Here is an 18,043-nt window from a genome sequence, read left to right on the forward strand (position 1 = left end):
TTATTGGAAGAACGCATCCATCAGCTCATCAAATGTTTTGGCTTGCTTGAGGGCGCGAATGCGGTCTGGATTGTCTAGTAAATCGACGGCCTGTTCAAAGAATTGGTTCATGCAGGCAGCGTCATCCTTATGAATCGCTAATAAAAAGACAATTGATACTTGGTCTCCCTGCCAGTCAATCGGCTGTTTTAAGTGTGCGATGGCTACAGAGGAAGTCCCTTCATTTGTGATGAGCGGATGCGGCATTGCAATACCGCTGCCAAGATAGGTAGACGACATTTGCTCACGCTCAAGCACCGAAGGCCGAAATGAAGACGATACTAGCTGATGCGCCTCTAAACGGCTGCATAATATATTTAATACCTCATCCTTGCTGCTTAGGTCAGCATTCATTAAAGTCAATCGCTCTTGAAAAAACGCCATCAGCTCTTTTGAGGGTGCCCCGTGTCCATTTAATAAATGAATGACTTCATTCACACGCTGTATATCATGCTGTTCAAAAAAGGCACTGACCTGAATGACTGGTTTCCCCTTTGATGTGAGTGGAACAGTTGTGATGATGACGTCACAAGGCAAAGAGGAGCTCATGAGATAATCCTGATAGGAATAGAGCTCAACGATGTCAAGCTCGTGCTGAAAGGCTGACTTCAATTTAATTTCAAGGAGCCTTGCCGTCCCTAGTCCAGACCCGCACACGATAATGGCTTTCTTTCTTTGCGAGGTGTCGAGCTGACTTCTTTCAAATGAAGCAGCGATATGCAAGGCAACATATGCGGCCTCGTCTTCATTTGGTGTACGCACCAGCTGTAAGGCATTGAGTCCGCTGACAGCCAAATCAAACGGGTAAGGATAGGACGTTTTGATCTCATGCAAAAGCGGATTTTGTAAGGATACGCCATATTGGATTCGATTTAATAGCGGCTTCATATGAAGCATTAAGTCTTGTTGCAGAATGCTGTCATCAGCAAAACGATGGCCGCTTGTTTTTTCAATGTGCTGTAGAAAGACTGTAACCGCCTGTTGAACTTCCACTGTCGTCTGATGCTGCGCGGCTTCTTTCCACGTTTGATTCGCCAATAGATGCATGACTAAGTAATCTGTTTCATCCTCTGATAAGGTCACATAAAAAGTGTCACTCACCTGCTGGATGATTTTTTGTGCAATTCTCATTAAAACTGGTGATCTTTGTGTGCGGGCAGTACTAGCGGATACCCGCTGGTTTTTTCGTGTTTGCTGAATCGCAATGGCTAAGTGAATGACTAAATTTTTTAAAGCAATGTCTTTAATGAGCAATGACTCTTGATGCAGGTTCGTCAACACAATAGATCGAATGGTTTCAAGAGATATATCAGGAAAATGGAGCTGCTCCCGCTCAGTGATATGAGAGAGAGCAGGCTCTTCTTCAAGAAGTAAGTCTGCATAGCACGTTCTTTTTTGCAGCTCGTCTCCTTCAATTTTTAAGCCAAATCCAGGCTTTGATACAAGGGTCATGCCGTAACGGGCTAACATCTCTCGTCCTTTTTTCAAATCACTGCTGACCGTCATGCGGCTGATAAACAGTTCTTCAGCCAGCTGGTCAATTTTTAAGTAATCTGATTGAAGCAGCAGCTTTCTCATCATAAATCGTACACGCTCTTCTGGCATGACGGGGACAAGAGAGCGGGCAGGAAGTTTTTGTTGATGAAGCCAAAGTAAGAAAGCGTCTTGGTCACTCGTTAAAAGAGTATATCCCTTTCCGCGAATCGTTTTAATCATGGCTCCAGCTTCCTTTAAATACTCATTTGCTTCCTTGATTAAATTGCGGATAGAGCGGTCAGATAAGCGAAAAGAGGCAGTGAGCTCCTCCAGCTTCACGAACCCCTTCGTTTCAAATAGCCGCTGAATCAGCTGATAGGTTCGAGGATCTGCCGTCATCATCATTGCGCGGCTCCTTGCGCCTGTAAGGCATCCGTTCCAAGAGCGATGGCGCCCATTAAACCAGATAATCCATCAAAGGATGGTTTTGTGATAATTTCATGTAAAGGCTTTGGCAGCTGCAAATAGCCGCGAAGCCGATTGTCTGTTTCATCAAGAATAAGTGGCAGCATAGCTGGCTGTTTCATCACGCCTCCACCTAAAATGATGCGTTCTGGTGAAAGGGTGAGCAGCAGGTTAGCAGTCATCTGCCCGAGATAGTAAGCATGAAGTGACCAGGCAGGATGATCCTCTGGCAGCATGGGTGCCAGTGTATGATAGCGCCCTTCTATGGCAGGTCCAGATGCCAGTCCCTCTAAACAATCATGATGTATAGGGCAGCAGCCTCCGTAGGTATCATGAGGATGCCGCTGAACGGTGATATGACCCATTTCTGGATGCAGCAATCCGTGAATAAGGCGATGTTCAATATAGGCACCTCCGCCTATTCCAGTCCCAACAGTAATATAGACCAAGGAGGCAGGTTTTTCTGCTTCAGTTGAAAAACGGGCTTCCCCGAGTGCTGCACAGTTTACATCGGTATCAAGCTTCATCGGGATCCCGAGGGCTTGTTTTAAGGTAGAGAGGAAAGGAAATTGGCGCCAGGCTGTTTTTGGTGTGTCTAAAATCGTCCCATAGCTTGGGCTTTGCTCTTTCACATCGACAGGACCGAATGCCCCAATTCCAATTGCATCAACACGATTCTTTGTAAAGTAATCGATCACTTGCCGGCATGTTTCATCTGGATTCCCTGTTGCAAAGGAAGTCATGTGTTCAATCGTTCCGTCTGTTGTTCCGTAGCCGCAGACAAATTTCGTTCCGCCTGCTTCAATGCCTCCAATTCGCATGATCAATGCCCTCCATTAAAGAGGGGCGGAATCCAATGGATCCCGCCCCTACATGTTCATTTTTTCTTTACAATGTAGGTTTGTACCTGACAAGGTGTAAGCGGTTCAATGTGTAATGATCCATGTTGTGCTTTGAGTATCTGTCCTTCAGGTGTTTCTCCTAAATTCGCTGTTTCTCCGTGTTGTAGAGATGAACTATTGATTGAAGCGGCTGTTTGACGCGTTAAATATGGATTGAAGAGACGAATGACAATGCCTGTTCCATGCTCCTCTTTTTTCAGAGCGCTTAGAATGGCTCCATCTGTCTCGATGTCAAGCAGGCTATAAGTAGATTGTAAGTCTTCTTTTTCATCTCGGAAAGAGAAAATTAAACGACCGTTTAAAAAATCTGCGCGCTCGTAGCATTGGACAGGGGTTGTATACCGTTTGGCAAGCTGCGCTAAGTGTCCCTCGCTGACTGCATCCTTGCTATAGTGCATACCAAATGAGAATGATAGTGCACCTTGCAGCTGAGCGTCAGGTGTTTCCACAATTTTTTCCCCAGATGCGCGTCCTGGACGATAAAGAAGATTTTCTTTCCCCATTTTTCCGAAACAGCGGAAGAGCGTATACGCAATCGTTGTGTAACCTTCTCCTGTGATTTGGTATTCTCTCACGCAGTCGGTCAACAGAGCGGCACCATATGTTTGATCACGAAGTGCGACAAAGGATTGCATCGGTTCAATGGTGATCGGTTTTTCTTCCCAATGTTCATTGTTCCACCATTCTAGCTCTTGCGTGAGCTCTGTTGGACGTTCGATTGTACCAAACTGTTGATCGCTTAGTGATACGTTTGATGCGATGCCTGTATCAAAAAGAACACGAAGGCGATGATCCAATGCATGGTTATCGACATCTACATGAAAACGGATGACAGCATCGTCTTTGTTTAATGCCACCTTCGCTGTGATCGGAAGTGAAGTCGCAGCCGATTGCTGAGAGCGCGCCTCTAGGTCATAAGGGACAGTGAGCTGAAGCTTGATGGTCAGTTCCTCTTGCAGTCCGCTTTTAGACACTGAGATGTCCGCTGATGAAAGATCTTTTGATGAGACATACAGATCCTCACGCGGTGGTGAATAGTTGTAAGAATCCCCATCGTCTCCGTTGTCTTCAAAGATCATTTGCTCAGAGAAGGTCTGGCCAGTTTGTTTATCTGTGATGTCCAGCGATCCGTTGTCATTTGCCGCAATGCGGTAATACGTATTTTCAATCACGCGTCCTTCAGTTTGTTCCCATAGAGATTCGCTTGATTCATCGAAGACCATGCTGACTTGTGTATAACCTACTGACGGTAAGTCGATGGCTTCAATCAGCAGCACGGCTTTCCATACTTGCTTTGGCATGTACACTTCTTTACTTGGGTTAAGAGAAATTTGCTGTGCCAGTACATAATCTGTGACATCGGTTTTGCTTTTCACTGTGTACTGAAGCGTTCGTCCATTTGCATCCTTTAGTATAAATGGACGTTCTGTGATAAACGTTTCGACTTCAATGACTTCAGAGCGCGTTGAAGGCAGTGTATTGAATAAAGTGAACGTGATTTCCTGCTCTGTTTGCAGTCGAATAGCGATGAGACGCATGTGTAAGTCCACCAGATTCTCGGCGATTTCCTTTGCCTGTTTGTAGCGGAAGAAGACATCTTGGTTTGTCGTGTCACTATTACAGCCGCCAATGCTGTCATGCGCTGCATTTTCAAACATGAGGTACCAAATATCACGAACCGTGTCATGAGGATAGTCATGTCCAAGCGAATAGCTAATCGTTAGGATGGGCTCCATCACATTCACGAGATAGTTTTCGATTTGATTGTTTAAGATTTTTAAATCCGCTCGTGTTGAAAAGATCGATTTGTGAATCCGCATATGCTTCGCGTGAATAAGCTCTCCTTGTAACGTCTCAAAAGATGTCCGCTCTTTTTTCACGGCTGCAATATAATCTTCTAAACTACTGATTTCATAGTGATTCTCGTCAAGCTTATTGGCTTTTTCTAATAAGTCAGGCAGGTTTTTACGGATCGGTGCCTGGTCAAAGCCATTTGGGAAATAGACATTCTTTGTGGTTGCCTTTGCTTGCAGCTCACCAATTTTTTCAGATAAAAAGGCTTGTAAGTCCTCATCCTTCTCAGGAATATTTCCGCCGTAGTAGTAGCCAAATGGCAGGTTCACAGCAAAGACTTCACTGCCGTCAGCGCCGCGCCAATTGAATTCAGTATGATTGGTCATATGGTCAGAAACGCCGCGCCAAAATGCTGTATCGACAATACCGAATCCGCGATAAATTTGAGGCATTTGCGCGGATTGACCGAAGGAATCAGGGACATAGCCGACTTTCATCACGTGGCCGAACTGCTGACAGCGTTCAATTCCATATTGCAGGTTCCGCACAATCGATTCACCTGAAATGACGAGCTGGTCGGTTTGGGTATACCATGGGCCGATGATGAGACGTTTCGCTGTGACGAGCTTCTTGATTCGATTCTCATCCTCTGGACGCCATTTCAAATAATCATCTAATAAGGAAGCCTGGGCATCGAGCATGAAGTAATGGAACCTTTCATCTGTTTCAAGGGTATCTAAAATGTCCATTACGCTTTTCATTAAGTAGATACGGGAGCGGGAGGTGGTGAAATACCATTCCCGGTCCCAGTGAGTATGTGGAATCACATGTACATTGACAGTCATTGATCAACGACACCTTTCTTCGTTCAAATTATCCTTCTAGCACAAGGTCAAAATCGTCTTCTTCTTTCTGCTTCTGATCGTGTTCCGGCGTTTTTGGCTCTTTTTTCTCAGAGAAATTCACAAGCAGGTTGGCGCCAATTCCGATGACGAGTGCGCCAGTAAGGGCTCCGATTAAATAAGCCCACCAGTTTCCGACTGAGAAGAAGCCGTAAAGCCCGCCAATTGGCGGCATGATGTCATGAACTCCTAATAATGCAGCGACCCCGCTTCCAACAGCACATGCGACAACATTGAGCGGAATCAATTTCAAAGGATTGACGAGGGTAAAAGGGATCGCCCCTTCCGTAATACCGATAATGCCCATAACAAGGCCGCCTCGCCCGGCTTCTCTAAAGGTTGGAGAGAAGTTGCGTTTTCGAATCAATGTCGCAAGCCCGTATCCTAGCGGTGGAATGACAATCGCAATATTGACAAGAATGGCAGGGAGGTAGACGCCTGATAGGAAGAGCGCGTTACCAGCCATCCATGCGGATTTATTCACCGGTCCGCCAAGATCGAAGCCAATCATCGCACCTAAAATGAGAGCGAGCGCGAGTGTGCTTGTTCCATCAGCGACCATGCCTTTAATCCATTCAATTAATGCCGTGTTCAAAGCGCCTAATGGTCCGCCTAGAAGAACTGACATAAGAAGTCCGGTTAAGCCAACGGTAATCAGCGGCAGGATGAGCAGAGGGACGAGCCCAGCTGCAGAGCCTTGAATTTGAATTTTTCTTTTCACAAAAAGAGCAACATATCCTGCGAAGAAGCCTGCAATGACGGCACCTATAAATCCGGCATTTGTTGAGCTGGCAAGGGCACCGCCGATAAAACCAGCCGCAAGACCTGATTTATCTGCAATGGAATAGGCAATAAATCCAGCGAGCAGGACGTTCATTAAGCCAATGCCTGTCCAGCCAACCTGCTCCATTAAATAGGCACCGTGCAGTATGCCGCCAGCATCCTTATAGGTGTTTAAATCTGAAACACCAAACCCTAAACCGACCAATTTTGCTAAACCAACGATAAGTGAAGCACCGATGATTACAGGAAGAATATAAGAAATACCGGTCATGAGATGGCCTTCAATGACTTTTAATTTTGCTTTCATTTTCTTTGCTCCTTTCTATATGGCATTGCTCATGTTTATTGAGATTCAGACTTTTTCTTTTCTACAAGTGCTACGGCTTTGGTGATAATTTGCTCAGCATTTTTTAAGGCACGTCCGATTTCGACACGTACAGTGGGAATGCCTGAGAAGCGTTCCGCATCGTTGATATGCTGATTTGAGGCAATGATACAGAGGTCTGCCTGCTGTGCTTCTTCTGCTGTAATGCCGTTCACCTGTCCCATAATCCCTTGCTGTTCGATTTTGATCTCGTGTCCGAGCTGTTTACCCGCATTTTCTAACGCTTTTGCTGCCATTGGTGTATGAGCTAACCCTGCTGGACATGAAGTGACACCGACAATTTTCATTGTGTAATCCCCTCTTTCAATTGTTGTTCAATGACTTCGTAATAGTAATCAGCTGTTTGACCAGGTTGAATCTTTTCGATAAAAGCAGGTTCCATTAGGCTTGTCGCAATACCTGACAGTAATTTCAGATGTGTGACATTTGCTTCTTCTAGTGGAACAAGCAGTGTAAATAAATAGCTTGTGGGCAAATCATCGAAGCTTCCCCATTCAATGGGTTGTTCAAGTTCTAAAAAAAGAAGTGAAGCCGTTTTTACAGCGGAGCTTTTTGTATGTGGAATGGCGAAGCCTTGTTGAAGTCCTGTTGAGACTTCGTCTTCCCGTTTCAATAAATCCGTTAATAGCCCTGCTTGATTGTTTGTAATCTGAAGGTCTTCAGCTTTCTCGGAAATGTATTGTAAAATCTCATTCTTTGATCGTCCGTTTACTTGTGTGAAAACATGATCTTTTTGGAACAAGCTGATCCCTTCTCTCTTGTTTGTTAAGCGCTTACAAGTTGATTGTAATGTACTTTTCAGCATGGTTAAATAGCATCATTTTCCGTTTGAAATGGCAAAAAGTTTATGAAGCTATCCGTCTTGCTGACTGAATATCTCAAATCCTAGCTTAAAACGAGTTTAATTATATAAAAAACAGATTCTACTAAATGTATTTCTGTGATATTCTTCCAAGGTATCATAAAAGATAAGGGGGTCTTTTCATGTTCAAAAAGCAGGTCAAATCCTGTGTGGTCGTACTCATGGCCATCATTCTATGTATGGCAGCATTACCTGGATACGAGGCATCAGCTGCCAGTCATGGAACAAGTGTCAATGAAGCCATTGGGTTAAAAAATGGTGAAGTCATCTCAGGTACATTACAGAATGAAAAGGAAGAGTCATGGTATCAAATCACGCCATCTGCACAAGAAGTGGCAAAACATACACACATGCAAATTTCTGTGAAAAGTAAACAAGTGCTGTCCGTATCGGTCTATCCAAGTAAGGACAGAGCGATGAAGGATGACACCTATTCAAGGTATCGAGTAGACACAGCAAGCGGAGAAACAGAGATCAACTTCCCGCATGCATGGTCTGGTCCCTATTATGTCAAAGTGCTTTATTTAGGGTCAGAGGAAGACAGCCGTGATGAGGAAGAGGATGCAGCATATACAATCGGATATAAAGGAGCTAACCTTCCGCCTTCTGAACCCGTTTTCCCTGAAGAAGATGAGCCTGAAATCATCATTATTGAGAAAAAGTACGGGCGTGAAATTCTTCAATCGATTCGTACAATCGAAGATAAACGATTTAATGAAACAGCAGAAGGTCAAAAGCTTTCGCGTCTGCTCCAAAAAACAAAACCGTTTCTCAAATCGAAGCTCATCAAACATCAAAAAGAGCAGCAAAAGGTATACAACCATCTGCTCACATTAAAAACACTGCTAAGTAACGTAGAGAAAAATGGTGCATTTAGCGGTCATATCGTAACAGAAAAAGAACAGCAGGCGATCCACTCCCTTTTCGATATGCTCAAAGAAGCAAGTCCGGCATATTTAAAAAAGGAATTAGAAGCTGTCAGTCAAAAAATTGGCATTGATCAGCTTGAAGGAAAATCAGCTGGTTATGTATTAGAGAAACAAAAGCTTGTAAAAGAAGAGAAGGTTAAAACGAATAAGATCATTTTTAAATTAAAGGATGGCCAAACACTTCAATCTGCGAAAAAGAAGATGAAAAGCTACGGTATCCAAGAAAACCGTGTGACATCACAGTCAGTCAGTCCTTTATTCAAAGGCATGTATGTCTATGATGTACCAGCAGGGCAAGAATCAGCTGGAAAGACACTAAAAGCAGGCAAAGCGGCGATCAAGAGCACGGCAAGAAAGCTTTCCAGCATGCCGAATGTTGAATTTGCAGAGCCTGTTCAAACCTATCGCGCGCTAAGCAACGACGCGCAGTATGGTTATCAGTGGCCGCTGAAAAACAGTGCGCAAAACAGTGGGAAAAAAGGCGCTGACGTCAAATTTGAACAAATGAATACACTGATTGGCACAAGCAAAATGAAGCAAACATTAATTGCTGTGGTGGATACAGGTGTAGACAGCCGTTTGACAGATTTAAGCGGGACTGTTCGTACAGACTTAGGTGCGAATCTCATTGGAAGAAACAAAGATGCCATTGATGACAATGGACACGGTACGCATGTGGCAGGCATCATTGCCGCAAAATCCGATAACCATTACTCAATGGCAGGTCTCAACCAACATACGGGCATCATTCCAGTGAAGGTGCTGGATGCTTATGGATTTGGAGATACAGAACATATTGCACTTGGCATCAAGCATGCAGTGGACAAAGGCGCAAAGGTGATCAACATGAGCCTTGGCGGCTACTACAGCAGAGTGATTGAATATGCAATGAATTATGCTGCACAAAGAAATGTACTAGTCGTCGTGGCAAGTGGAAATGATGGTGTACCAGAAATGGGCTACCCTGCGACGTCAAAATACGCAATGGCGGTTGGCGCAAGCAACCGTATGGATATTGCCGCTGAGTTCTCAAGTTATGGCAAAGGACTGAGCATGTCAGCACCAGGTTCTGATATTCCGAGCTTAATGCCTGATGGGAACGTCTCATACCTTAGCGGGACATCAATGGCGACACCATATGTGGCAGCAGCAGCAGGATTACTGCTTTCTAAAAATCCATCCTTGAAGCCAAATCAAGTGAGAAATCTTTTGCAAAATACAGCAGATGACATCTCATTTAAATCTATTGATGGAAAAGACGACGTTTTCTATGATGAAAACGATGAACCAATTGTTGATCCGAAAATTCCAGGTGTCGATTGGATGACAGGACACGGCAGACTGAATGCATTTGCTGCATTAAGTGCTGTCGAATTGAATGCATCTGTAAGCAAAGTGGAGGATCAGCATCAAAAGGTGACAGGTAAAGCAAAAGCTGGCGCTGCTATTTCTGTGTATAGAGGAAAAACCCTGCTTGGAAAAGGCACAGCAGGCAAAAAAGGAACCTTTAGTGTGAAGATTAAGCATCAGAACAAAAACAAGGTCCTTCACATTAAAATTTCAAAAGGAAAGGCCGCTACCACGCTCAAAACCGTCGTGAAAAAAGGCAAAGCACCAGCTAAGCCGAAAGTGAGCAAAGTAACAGTCAAAAGTAAAGCGGTCAAAGGGACTGCGGGTGCAGGCTTGACCATTAAAGTGAAAAACAAATCAAAGAAAGTCATCAAAACAGTCATAACCAATAGCAAGGGCGCATTTACTGCCCAAATAAAACCACAAAAAGCTAAAACGGTTTTGTATGTGACTGCTTCAGATGTGAGAAAAAGAGAAAGCAAAGCAGTAAAAGTGGTTGTGAAAAAATAAAAGAAGAACTTCCCTTTCTAAAAAAGGGAAGTTCTTTTGTTTTATACTGGAAAAATACCAATTCCTGTCGATAGTAATATAGTAGGAAATAAAAGGAGGATTTATCGATGAAAAAAATTATGCTTGCTTTCTTTCTATCATTGCTTCTCGTATTCCCAAGCTTTGCACATGCTGAAGAAACAGGTGCAGTACCAGCATCCGTACAAGTAACAAGTGTCACAGCAGCCGATAGTGGTATAGTGAATTACGGCTATGGCAGTAAATATCGCGTGGGATCTTATTATCCAGCTACGTTTAAAGGGACACTAAAAGATGCAAGCGGAAACCTCATGCCTAATCAGCCGATCCAGCTTTATTTTGAAGCAGCAATCAAATCATATGCTCAAACAGCGACAGGCACAACAGACGAGAATGGACAGTTTTCACTCACGTTTCAAGTTCCTGCAGGTGCAGGCTACCAATCATACAATAATGCAGGCTGGTCTACACATTACTACGATATCGTTCCAGTGACGTTCACGTCAAACGACATCAAACTATCTTCAAATGTCACAAGTGTGTACCATTTGGCGTATACATCACGTTACTAATCTCATAGAAAAAAAGGATGTCATCAGGTGACATCCTTTTCTTTTTGTTAGCAAACCTGCTGGGCGGCAACCGAAAGAGTCGATAAACAAACACTCATCAGCCGTTACTCCCAGATTCGATCGAGCGTTTAACTTTTAATCTTAAGCTTTGATGGATAAGAACTTTTACACTTGAACTTTGATCCTTGAACGTTCAGCTTTGAGCTTTTATCAAGGATCATCCTAAGATGATCATCAGATGAGGAGGGAATGACCTTTCCCTCGGAGGTGTTTAGTTCTATCGATTTTCGGCTCACTAACAAAATCAATTAATCGATCTGTATTTTCGTCAGTGTATTGCTTTCAGACAAGGAAAAATCAACTTCCATTTGGAAATCTTCAATTTCTTTCGAAAGCTGTTCAATTTTTACTCGAAGGCGAAGCGGATCGATGATCACTGCCTCATTTTCAGCTAGAAAAGACTTCACGATCTCTTGGTTGGCAGCCGCTTGTGTCTTTCCATCTTTCCCAAACAAGGTTTCTAAATGCTGATCAAGTCTCCTTTTCACATCTTCATTCGTTTGTTCTGCTTTGTCGACCAGCTCTTTGTACACTTGTTTCATTTTCCGTAAATAACGAATATCGTAGTCTATCGACGTCTTACGTTCAATCGCCTCTGCCACCGTCATACGGACACCTGCCACATCAATCATTGTGGTTGCATTTGATACAACGATGGCTGATTTGATGGCATTCCGGCGTTTGATTAAAGCTTGAATCGATTGATCATCAGCCTTCGCCTTTTTTTCAACTTCTTCTTGATTCTGAAATCCGTGCTGTATATGTTTCCCGATCATCAATCCACCAAGTACGGCGTCATCAACGGTTCGGTTGATCCTTTTATCTAACATTTTCAGTTCACTTAATGCTCTTGTAATGGTCATTTCCATATTCACGACAACTCCCTTGGTTCATCCTGAAAATCATAGATTCCTATCATATACCAAAGTGTGCTTCTTTTACTAGTGATATCCTTTTCTGTCAGCAGCTTTATATAGAAAAAACCTGATGTTTATACACCAGGTTTTTCTCGTTTTTTCTGAATCCAAGCTGTCATGTAATACGCAGCATAGCAGAGCGCAATGAAAGGAATGCCGCAGATGAGGGCAATCCGCTGATTTGGATCAAAGGCAATGCCGATGACAGATGCTAGACATAGGAGGAAGGCAGCAATCGGAACCACTGGATAGAGCGGGGTTCGAAATGATAAATCTTGAAGCTGTCCGCCTTCCTGTAAAAATCTTTTCCGAAACATCAACTGTGAGGCAGCAATTCCCATCCATACGACCACAACAGCCAGTCCAGAGATTGACACAAGAACAAGATATACCGTTTCTGGTGCGATCACACTCGATAGCAATGAAAGAATACCACCGATCATACTTAAAATGAGTGCATTCAAAGGAATTCCTTTTGATGTCAGCTTCGCCAGTTTTTTAGGAAGTGTCCGTTCTTCAGAAAGCGACCAAAGCATACGAGATGACGCGTATAATCCTGAGTTTGCGGCAGATAAGATCGCGGTCAGGATGACAAAATTCATGAAATCTGCAGCATAAGGAATTCCGATACGATCAAATACCACGACAAATGGGCTTTTGATCACCCCGGCTTCTTCTACTGGAATCAAGCCAGCCAAAACAACGATCGTTCCAACGAAAAACAGGACGAGACGCAGGACGGTTGTGCGAATGGCTCTTGGGATGGTCTCGTCAGGATTGACGCTTTCACCCGCAGCAATCCCAATCAACTCCGTCCCTGAAAAAGCAAAATTGACAGCAAGCATCGTCATTAAAATCGGTAAAAAGCCGTTTGGGAAAAGTCCGCCTTCGCCAGTGAAATTAGAAAAGAACGGAGCGGCCTCACCGCCCTTTAATGGAATCAAACCAAACATTGCAGCTCCGCCAAGAATAATAAAGAGAATAATAGCCATCACTTTAATACTGGAAAACCAAAACTCTGATTCTGCAAAAAATTTGACTGTAAATGCATTCAGTAAAAAGATGAGAAGAGCAAAAACACCACTCCACATCCAAACCGAAGTGTCTGGAAACCAGCGCTGCATTAATAATCCTGCCGCTGTAAATTCCGAACCGAGTGCCACTGTCCATGTCAGCCAGTATAGCCAAGCGACCGTATAGCCTGTACCAGGTCCAATGTATTTTGTTGCGTACGTATGAAAAGCCCCTGTGACCGGCATAGCGACAGACAGCTCACCTAAACAAAGCATCACGAGGTAGACAATTAATGCCCCCACAAGATAGGCAAGAATGGTTCCCGCAGGTCCGGCCTGATTGATGGTATACCCAGAGCTTAAAAAGAGCCCTGTCCCAATGACGCCGCCTAGAGAAAGCATGAACAGGTGCCGGCTCGTCATTTTTCGTTGATATTGTTGTGACTGATCTTTTGCTTGTTCCATGTCTTCCCGCCCTTTTGCTTAGAAGTATGTGTAATGAATCATGATGTGGTTCGTTTTAAGATGTCATTGATATCTTCTGGAGTCGTGCGGCAGCAGCCGCCGATGATATGCGCGCCGTCTTTGTACCACTGATACGCACATTCGCCAAAAGTAAGATGTGACGTATCACCGCTCCAAACCTTTTCTTCAGGATCATATACTTCACCTGAGTTTGGATACACCACAATCGGTTTGCTTGTTCCTTTTTTCATTTCTTGAATGAGAGAAGTGATAAATTGCGGCGGCGTACAGTTCACGCCGACAGCAGCAATTTGTTCATAAGGTTCAAGTGCCTGTACACATTCCCGTATGGAGTCACCTTCACTAATGTGCAGGCCATCCTTTGCGCTGAATGTGATCCAAGCTGATACCCCGCTGAATTCATCCCGCAGCAGCTTTGCGATGGCTGTTGCTTCAATCAAACAAGGAATCGTTTCACATGCAAGGATATCTGCTCCCGCTTCTACTAATGCCTGAATTCTTGGTCTGTGAAAATCAATGAGAGCCTGCTCAGAGAGTCCGTAATTTCCCTTATATTCTGAACCATCAGACAAATAAGCGCCGAATGGCCCCACAGATCCAGCGACAAATGGTTTTGTCCGCCCTTCACGACGCGCTTCATCCTGCCAAAAAAGATCGCGTGCCTCTTTCGCTAAAGTGACAGATCGTTTCATGAGTTCAAGCGCTTCTTCTTTTGTATAGCCTTTTTCAGCAAAGCCTTCAATCGTTGTTTGGTAGCTGGCGGTTGTGGCGCAGTCAGCACCTGATTGGAAGTAGTCCAAGTGTACTTGCTGAATCAATTGTGGCTGTTCAATAAGTATTTTGGCTGACCATAAACTGTCATTTAAGTTACAGCCCTTTCGTTCAAGCTCTGTTGCTAATGCACCGTCTAAAATCAAAGGTGCGTGAGCCTGTAAACGGCTTTGAATAGGATTCATCGGAATCAAACAGCCTCCTTTTTAGATCGGATTTGATGGGTATGATATGAGGCAGTAGTTTAAATGACTAAAGCGTTTTTGTCAAGGAGAGGAAAAAGCATATTAGGGCGCGAAAACCCTGAAAACATGCGGGTTTTGATGCATAAAAATGCAGTCAAAATAATAGAAAACCAAGTCATTGACAGCCTCTAAAAAGAGATATATATTATGGAAAGATTGATTTCAGAAAGCTTCATCAAAAGGCGCCGTCTTTTGATTTTTATGTTGTCCAACGACTGTCTTCTTTCGTGCAGAAAGAGGGTTTTTTATATGCTTAAAAAAGGAGGAAAGAAGAATTGAAAAAATGTGTAAAAGATATAACGATGATTTTAGTTGGTTCTTTTTTATTTGCCGCAGCAGTGAACATGTTTGTCATTCCGCTTGAATTTGGTGAAGGCGGCGTAACGGGGCTGTCCATCATTTTTTATTATTTGTTTGAGATTGCACCGTGGCTGACGAACCTTGTGTTGAATGCGATCTTATTACTTGTGGGATATAAATACTTGGACAAGAAGACCACGATTTATACGGTGGTTGCCGTCGCAAGTAACTCTCTATTTTTACACTTGACCACAACATGGGTCGTGAATGTTCATGAATTGATCATTGGAGCAATTTTTGCAGGAATTATCATCGGTATCGGGATTGGTCTAGTGCTAAGAGCAGGCGGAACAACGGCGGGCTCTGCCATTCTCGGAAGAATTGCCAACAAGTATTTAGACTGGAACGTGAGCTATGCCATCTTGTTCTTTGATCTGATCGTTGTATTTGCTTCCTACTTTATTATTGGTGCGGAAAAATTAATGTTTACCATTGTGATGCTGTATGTGGCGACAAAGGTGATGGACTTCGTGATAGAAGGACTTAACACGAAAAAGGCAGTGACGATTATTTCTTCATGCAAAGATGATATTGCGGAAGAAATCAATCACACCCTGGACCGAGGCGTAACAATTTTAAACGGACGCGGACATTATTCAAAGGAATCGAAGGAAATTCTTTACGCAGTCATTCAAAAGCAAGAGCTCATGCGCCTCAAGAAAATTATTAAGAAAATTGATCGAGACGCATTTGTTGTTGTCCATGACGTGCGCGATGTGTTCGGAGAAGGATTTGTGAATATATAAAATGAAAAGACCCGAAAAAGGGTCTTTTTTTATTCTTTATACCTCTTGTCACACAATACTATGTAATGTATAGTATAAAGAGTTAGGAGTTGTAAACATGAATGCACAATTAAAAAAAGGATTACTGGAGTTTTGTGTACTGGCGGTATTAAAGAAAGGCGATTCCTATGGTTATCAAATCATTAAAGATATGTCCCGTTGTATTGAGATTTCAGAATCGACATTATATCCGATTTTAAAGCGTTTAGAGCAAAACAATTATGTGGAGACCTATTCCCAGGAACATAACAGTCGATTAAGAAAATACTACCGCATGACAGAAAGCGGGCGGGAGCATATGGCGCAGTTTTTAGAGGAATGGGATCAGGTGATGGCGATTTACGACTTTATTTCTGGAGGACAGGGCAATGAATAAAAAAGAATTTTTAAGCAGCCTAAAGAAGCATCTGCATCTTCTAGGCGACAAAGATAGTGATCGGTTTATCGAATACTACGATGAAATGATTGAGGATTATCAGGAAGATGGCTACAGTGAACAGGAAGCGGTTCAACAAGTCGGGCAGCCTGCTATGATCGCTGAAGGGATTATGAAGGAACAAGGAATAAAAACCGTTCAGGTGCCGACGTTTGGAGAAAAAGCCACAAGACTCTCCATTCTCATTTTAGGCTTTCCGTTATGGGGCAGTATTCTAGCAACAGTCTTTCTACTGATTCTTTCTGTGTATATGGTGATTTGGTGTATTCCACTCGTGACAGGTACAGTGACGCTGGTTGGTCTTCTCGGAGGTTTTTGGAGCATCATTGGTTCTCCATTTATCTTTCAGGACGGTTTGCATGTGGTGGTGACGCAGATTGGCGTTGGTATTTTTCTATTAGGTGTCGGATTATTAAGCGGCATAGCCACGGCGTATTTGACAAAGCTATTTGTGCAAATGACTATTCAAACAACTAAGGCATTCATAGGGATGTTTAAAAAGAAGGTCGTGAGAGTATGAACGTGAACGATTTAAAAAAGCAAGTCATCAAATGGGGGATCATCTTCACCGTTGCCGGAGGAATTGTCATGGCAATTGGTTTTGGCATATCAGGCTTTGATCTAGATGCATATCACAACAATGACCAGAGCAATGTGTTCCGCACCATCAATTGGAGCAAGCCATAATAAATGAAAAAAGACAAAGAGCTAAAATCAAGATCATTTTAGCCCTTTGTCAACAGTCTGAAACCCGCTTATGCGGGTCTTTTTTTCGCTCGGGCCACAAAGAAGAAATAACAGCAAAGTGCGCCTAGATCACAAATCATAATGATCAGACCCATTGGAAAGGCTGTTTGGCTTCCGGCTAGTCCGACAAGAGGTGTCATGCAAGCGCCTAGCAGCATTTGCGCCACACCGATCAGTGCAGCTGCACTTCCTGCATGTGCCCCGTGATGCTGCATCGCAAGAGACGGTGCAGAGGTTCCGACAATTCCAACGCTTGATACCACAAAAAACAGCGGAATGAGAATACCGTACAATCCTGCATCAATCGAGATCATGAAAAATAAAGTGACTCCCCCTACCGCAGCTGTCAGCAATCCAATGCGAAGGACTTTCTCTTCACCGATTTTTGCAGCGACTCGGGCAAATACTTGTCCAGCTGTGATGATCCCAAGACTATTCACCGCAAAGGCCGCACTAAAGCCTTGTGGAGAAAGGTTAAAAATATCCTGGAGCACAAACGGTGAACCGGAAATATACGCAAACATCGCTGCGAATACAAGACCTTGTGAGAGGGCATATCCAACAAAGAGACGATCACTGGCTAAAATTTTCATCGCGCCTGCAATCTGTTGAAAGCCCCCGGTCTGTCTACGATCCGCAGGTAAGCTTTCTTGCAGTGAAAAGATGGATCTCAGCAGCATCAAAGCCCCGAGAATTCCGAGTAGGACAAATACACCCTGCCATGTCGTGAAGCGTAAAATCTGTCCGCCCGCAATAGGTGCTGCTGCCGGAGCAACCCCGTTGACTAACATCAGCAGTGCAAAGAATTTCGTCATTTCTGCCCCTTCATAATGATCTCGCACGATAGCTCGTGCAATGACAATGCCTGCTGAACCAGCAAGTCCTTGAACCAATCTAAGAAGAATGAACGTCCAAATCGATGTGACTACTGTACAAAGAAGTGATGCAGCTATAAAGATAATCAAGCCGATCATCAGCGGTTTTCTTCTGCCGATCGTATCACTGATCGGGCCTGCAATCAGCTGGCCAAGCGCCAGTCCAATGAGACAAGCCATGAGACTTAATTGGGACAACGCCGTACTTGCCTCAAAATCACGAGCAATATGAGGCAATGCAGGTAAATACATATCCATTGCCAGCGGAGCAAGGGCTGTTAAAGATCCGAGCAATGCGGCAAGGAGAAATCGATTTTTTTTCGATTCTTGGGGATAAGATAAAGAACTCATATGATGACAA

At 43.7% G+C, this 18,043-nt stretch carries 16 protein-coding genes; 6 read left to right on the top strand and 10 right to left on the bottom strand.

Annotation, left to right across the window (positions count from 1 at the left end; translation table 11 throughout):
- The 6 genes from QR42_RS01365 to QR42_RS01390 are packed head-to-tail and all read right to left on the bottom strand — an operon-like array spanning nucleotide 1 to nucleotide 7,551.
- Complete coding sequence (locus tag QR42_RS01365; RefSeq protein ID WP_039176161.1) at nucleotides 1-1,920, bottom strand: BglG family transcription antiterminator; 1,920 nt, start codon at nucleotides 1,918-1,920, stop codon at nucleotides 1-3.
- Nucleotides 1,917-2,801: an ROK family protein gene (locus QR42_RS01370; RefSeq protein ID WP_039176162.1), complete on the bottom strand. Its 885-nt coding sequence runs from the start codon at nucleotides 2,799-2,801 to the stop codon at nucleotides 1,917-1,919. The genes QR42_RS01365 and QR42_RS01370 overlap by 4 nt, the downstream gene beginning before the upstream one ends.
- A 56-nt stretch (nucleotides 2,802-2,857) precedes the next feature.
- Nucleotides 2,858-5,521: a mannosylglycerate hydrolase gene (gene mngB / locus QR42_RS01375; RefSeq protein WP_039176164.1), complete on the bottom strand. Its 2,664-nt coding sequence runs from the start codon at nucleotides 5,519-5,521 to the stop codon at nucleotides 2,858-2,860.
- 28 nt (nucleotides 5,522-5,549) lie between these two features.
- The gene (locus QR42_RS01380; protein ID WP_024424401.1) at nucleotides 5,550-6,668 is read right to left on the bottom strand and encodes a PTS fructose transporter subunit IIC; all 1,119 of its coding nucleotides are present in this window, start codon (nucleotides 6,666-6,668) and stop codon (nucleotides 5,550-5,552) included.
- A gap of 35 nt (nucleotides 6,669-6,703) precedes the next feature.
- Nucleotides 6,704-7,033 (bottom strand): PTS fructose transporter subunit IIB, encoded by a 330-nt coding sequence (locus QR42_RS01385; protein ID WP_024424400.1) that lies wholly within the window; start codon nucleotides 7,031-7,033, stop codon nucleotides 6,704-6,706.
- Nucleotides 7,030-7,551 carry a PTS sugar transporter subunit IIA gene (locus QR42_RS01390; RefSeq protein WP_224930105.1) on the bottom strand — a complete coding sequence of 174 codons (522 nt, stop codon included), beginning with the start codon at nucleotides 7,549-7,551 and terminating at the stop codon, nucleotides 7,030-7,032. Before QR42_RS01390 ends, QR42_RS01385 begins: the two co-directional genes overlap by 4 nt.
- A 179-nt stretch (nucleotides 7,552-7,730) precedes the next feature.
- Between QR42_RS01390 and QR42_RS01395 the strand changes: the two genes are divergently transcribed.
- Nucleotides 7,731-10,397, top strand: a complete 2,667-nt coding sequence (locus QR42_RS01395) for a S8 family peptidase (RefSeq protein ID WP_039176168.1) — start codon at nucleotides 7,731-7,733, stop codon at nucleotides 10,395-10,397.
- Between the two features lie 107 nt (nucleotides 10,398-10,504).
- Nucleotides 10,505-10,987 (top strand): Ig-like domain-containing protein, encoded by a 483-nt coding sequence (locus tag QR42_RS01400; protein WP_039176170.1) that lies wholly within the window; start codon nucleotides 10,505-10,507, stop codon nucleotides 10,985-10,987.
- A 308-nt stretch (nucleotides 10,988-11,295) separates the two neighbouring features.
- On the opposite strand, the gene QR42_RS01405 is transcribed toward QR42_RS01400, so the two are convergent.
- The 3 genes from QR42_RS01405 to mmuM all read right to left on the bottom strand — a co-directional run bounded on the left by QR42_RS01405 (nucleotide 11,296) and on the right by mmuM (nucleotide 14,419).
- On the bottom strand, nucleotides 11,296-11,916 hold the full coding sequence (locus QR42_RS01405) for a hypothetical protein (RefSeq protein ID WP_039176173.1): 621 nt from the start codon (nucleotides 11,914-11,916) through the stop codon (nucleotides 11,296-11,298).
- 122 nt (nucleotides 11,917-12,038) lie between these two features.
- A complete protein-coding gene (gene mmuP, locus QR42_RS01410; RefSeq protein ID WP_039176176.1) occupies nucleotides 12,039-13,442 on the bottom strand; it encodes an S-methylmethionine permease in 1,404 nt (467 codons plus the stop codon).
- A gap of 38 nt (nucleotides 13,443-13,480) precedes the next feature.
- Nucleotides 13,481-14,419, bottom strand: a complete 939-nt coding sequence (gene mmuM, locus QR42_RS01415) for a homocysteine S-methyltransferase (protein ID WP_039182957.1) — start codon at nucleotides 14,417-14,419, stop codon at nucleotides 13,481-13,483.
- Between the two features lie 335 nt (nucleotides 14,420-14,754).
- Between mmuM and QR42_RS01420 the strand changes: the two genes are divergently transcribed.
- The 4 genes from QR42_RS01420 to QR42_RS19380 all read left to right on the top strand — a co-directional run bounded on the left by QR42_RS01420 (nucleotide 14,755) and on the right by QR42_RS19380 (nucleotide 16,747).
- A complete protein-coding gene (locus QR42_RS01420) occupies nucleotides 14,755-15,585 on the top strand; it encodes a YitT family protein (RefSeq protein WP_039176179.1) in 831 nt (276 codons plus the stop codon).
- 97 nt (nucleotides 15,586-15,682) lie between these two features.
- Nucleotides 15,683-16,000, top strand: a complete 318-nt coding sequence (locus tag QR42_RS01425; RefSeq protein ID WP_039176181.1) for a PadR family transcriptional regulator — start codon at nucleotides 15,683-15,685, stop codon at nucleotides 15,998-16,000.
- Complete coding sequence (locus tag QR42_RS01430) at nucleotides 15,993-16,580, top strand: DUF1700 domain-containing protein (RefSeq protein WP_039176183.1); 588 nt, start codon at nucleotides 15,993-15,995, stop codon at nucleotides 16,578-16,580. The genes QR42_RS01425 and QR42_RS01430 overlap by 8 nt, the downstream gene beginning before the upstream one ends.
- Nucleotides 16,577-16,747 carry a hypothetical protein gene (locus tag QR42_RS19380; protein ID WP_165585035.1) on the top strand — a complete coding sequence of 57 codons (171 nt, stop codon included), beginning with the start codon at nucleotides 16,577-16,579 and terminating at the stop codon, nucleotides 16,745-16,747. Before QR42_RS01430 ends, QR42_RS19380 begins: the two co-directional genes overlap by 4 nt.
- Before the next feature lie 68 nt (nucleotides 16,748-16,815).
- On the opposite strand, the gene QR42_RS01435 is transcribed toward QR42_RS19380, so the two are convergent.
- Entirely contained in the window at nucleotides 16,816-18,033 is a 1,218-nt protein-coding gene (locus tag QR42_RS01435; RefSeq protein WP_039176184.1) for a multidrug effflux MFS transporter, read from the bottom strand.
- Nucleotides 18,034-18,043: the final 10 nt, after the last annotated feature.

The organism is Bacillus sp. WP8 (assembly GCF_000800825.1).
In the GTDB taxonomy this organism is placed as follows: Bacteria; Bacillota; Bacilli; order Bacillales; family Bacillaceae; genus Bacillus; species Bacillus safensis.

What these genes read in the sequence shown, in the direction of transcription:
- QR42_RS01365 (WP_039176161.1), bottom strand. Translation starts at nt 1,920, where the DNA reads ATGATGATGACGGCAGATCCTCGAACCTATCAGCTGATTCAGCGGCTA.
- QR42_RS01370 (WP_039176162.1), bottom strand. Translation starts at nt 2,801, where the DNA reads ATGCGAATTGGAGGCATTGAAGCAGGCGGAACGAAATTTGTCTGCGGC.
- mngB (WP_039176164.1), bottom strand. Translation starts at nt 5,521, where the DNA reads ATGACTGTCAATGTACATGTGATTCCACATACTCACTGGGACCGGGAA.
- QR42_RS01380 (WP_024424401.1), bottom strand. Translation starts at nt 6,668, where the DNA reads ATGAAAGCAAAATTAAAAGTCATTGAAGGCCATCTCATGACCGGTATT.
- QR42_RS01385 (WP_024424400.1), bottom strand. Translation starts at nt 7,033, where the DNA reads ATGAAAATTGTCGGTGTCACTTCATGTCCAGCAGGGTTAGCTCATACA.
- QR42_RS01390 (WP_224930105.1), bottom strand. Translation starts at nt 7,551, where the DNA reads ATGCTGAAAAGTACATTACAATCAACTTGTAAGCGCTTAACAAACAAG.
- QR42_RS01395 (WP_039176168.1), top strand. Translation starts at nt 7,731, where the DNA reads ATGTTCAAAAAGCAGGTCAAATCCTGTGTGGTCGTACTCATGGCCATC.
- QR42_RS01400 (WP_039176170.1), top strand. Translation starts at nt 10,505, where the DNA reads ATGAAAAAAATTATGCTTGCTTTCTTTCTATCATTGCTTCTCGTATTC.
- QR42_RS01405 (WP_039176173.1), bottom strand. Translation starts at nt 11,916, where the DNA reads ATGGAAATGACCATTACAAGAGCATTAAGTGAACTGAAAATGTTAGAT.
- mmuP (WP_039176176.1), bottom strand. Translation starts at nt 13,442, where the DNA reads ATGGAACAAGCAAAAGATCAGTCACAACAATATCAACGAAAAATGACG.
- mmuM (WP_039182957.1), bottom strand. Translation starts at nt 14,419, where the DNA reads ATGAATCCTATTCAAAGCCGTTTACAGGCTCACGCACCTTTGATTTTA.
- QR42_RS01425 (WP_039176181.1), top strand. Translation starts at nt 15,683, where the DNA reads ATGAATGCACAATTAAAAAAAGGATTACTGGAGTTTTGTGTACTGGCG.
- QR42_RS01430 (WP_039176183.1), top strand. Translation starts at nt 15,993, where the DNA reads ATGAATAAAAAAGAATTTTTAAGCAGCCTAAAGAAGCATCTGCATCTT.
- QR42_RS19380 (WP_165585035.1), top strand. Translation starts at nt 16,577, where the DNA reads ATGAACGTGAACGATTTAAAAAAGCAAGTCATCAAATGGGGGATCATC.
- QR42_RS01435 (WP_039176184.1), bottom strand. Translation starts at nt 18,033, where the DNA reads ATGAGTTCTTTATCTTATCCCCAAGAATCGAAAAAAAATCGATTTCTC.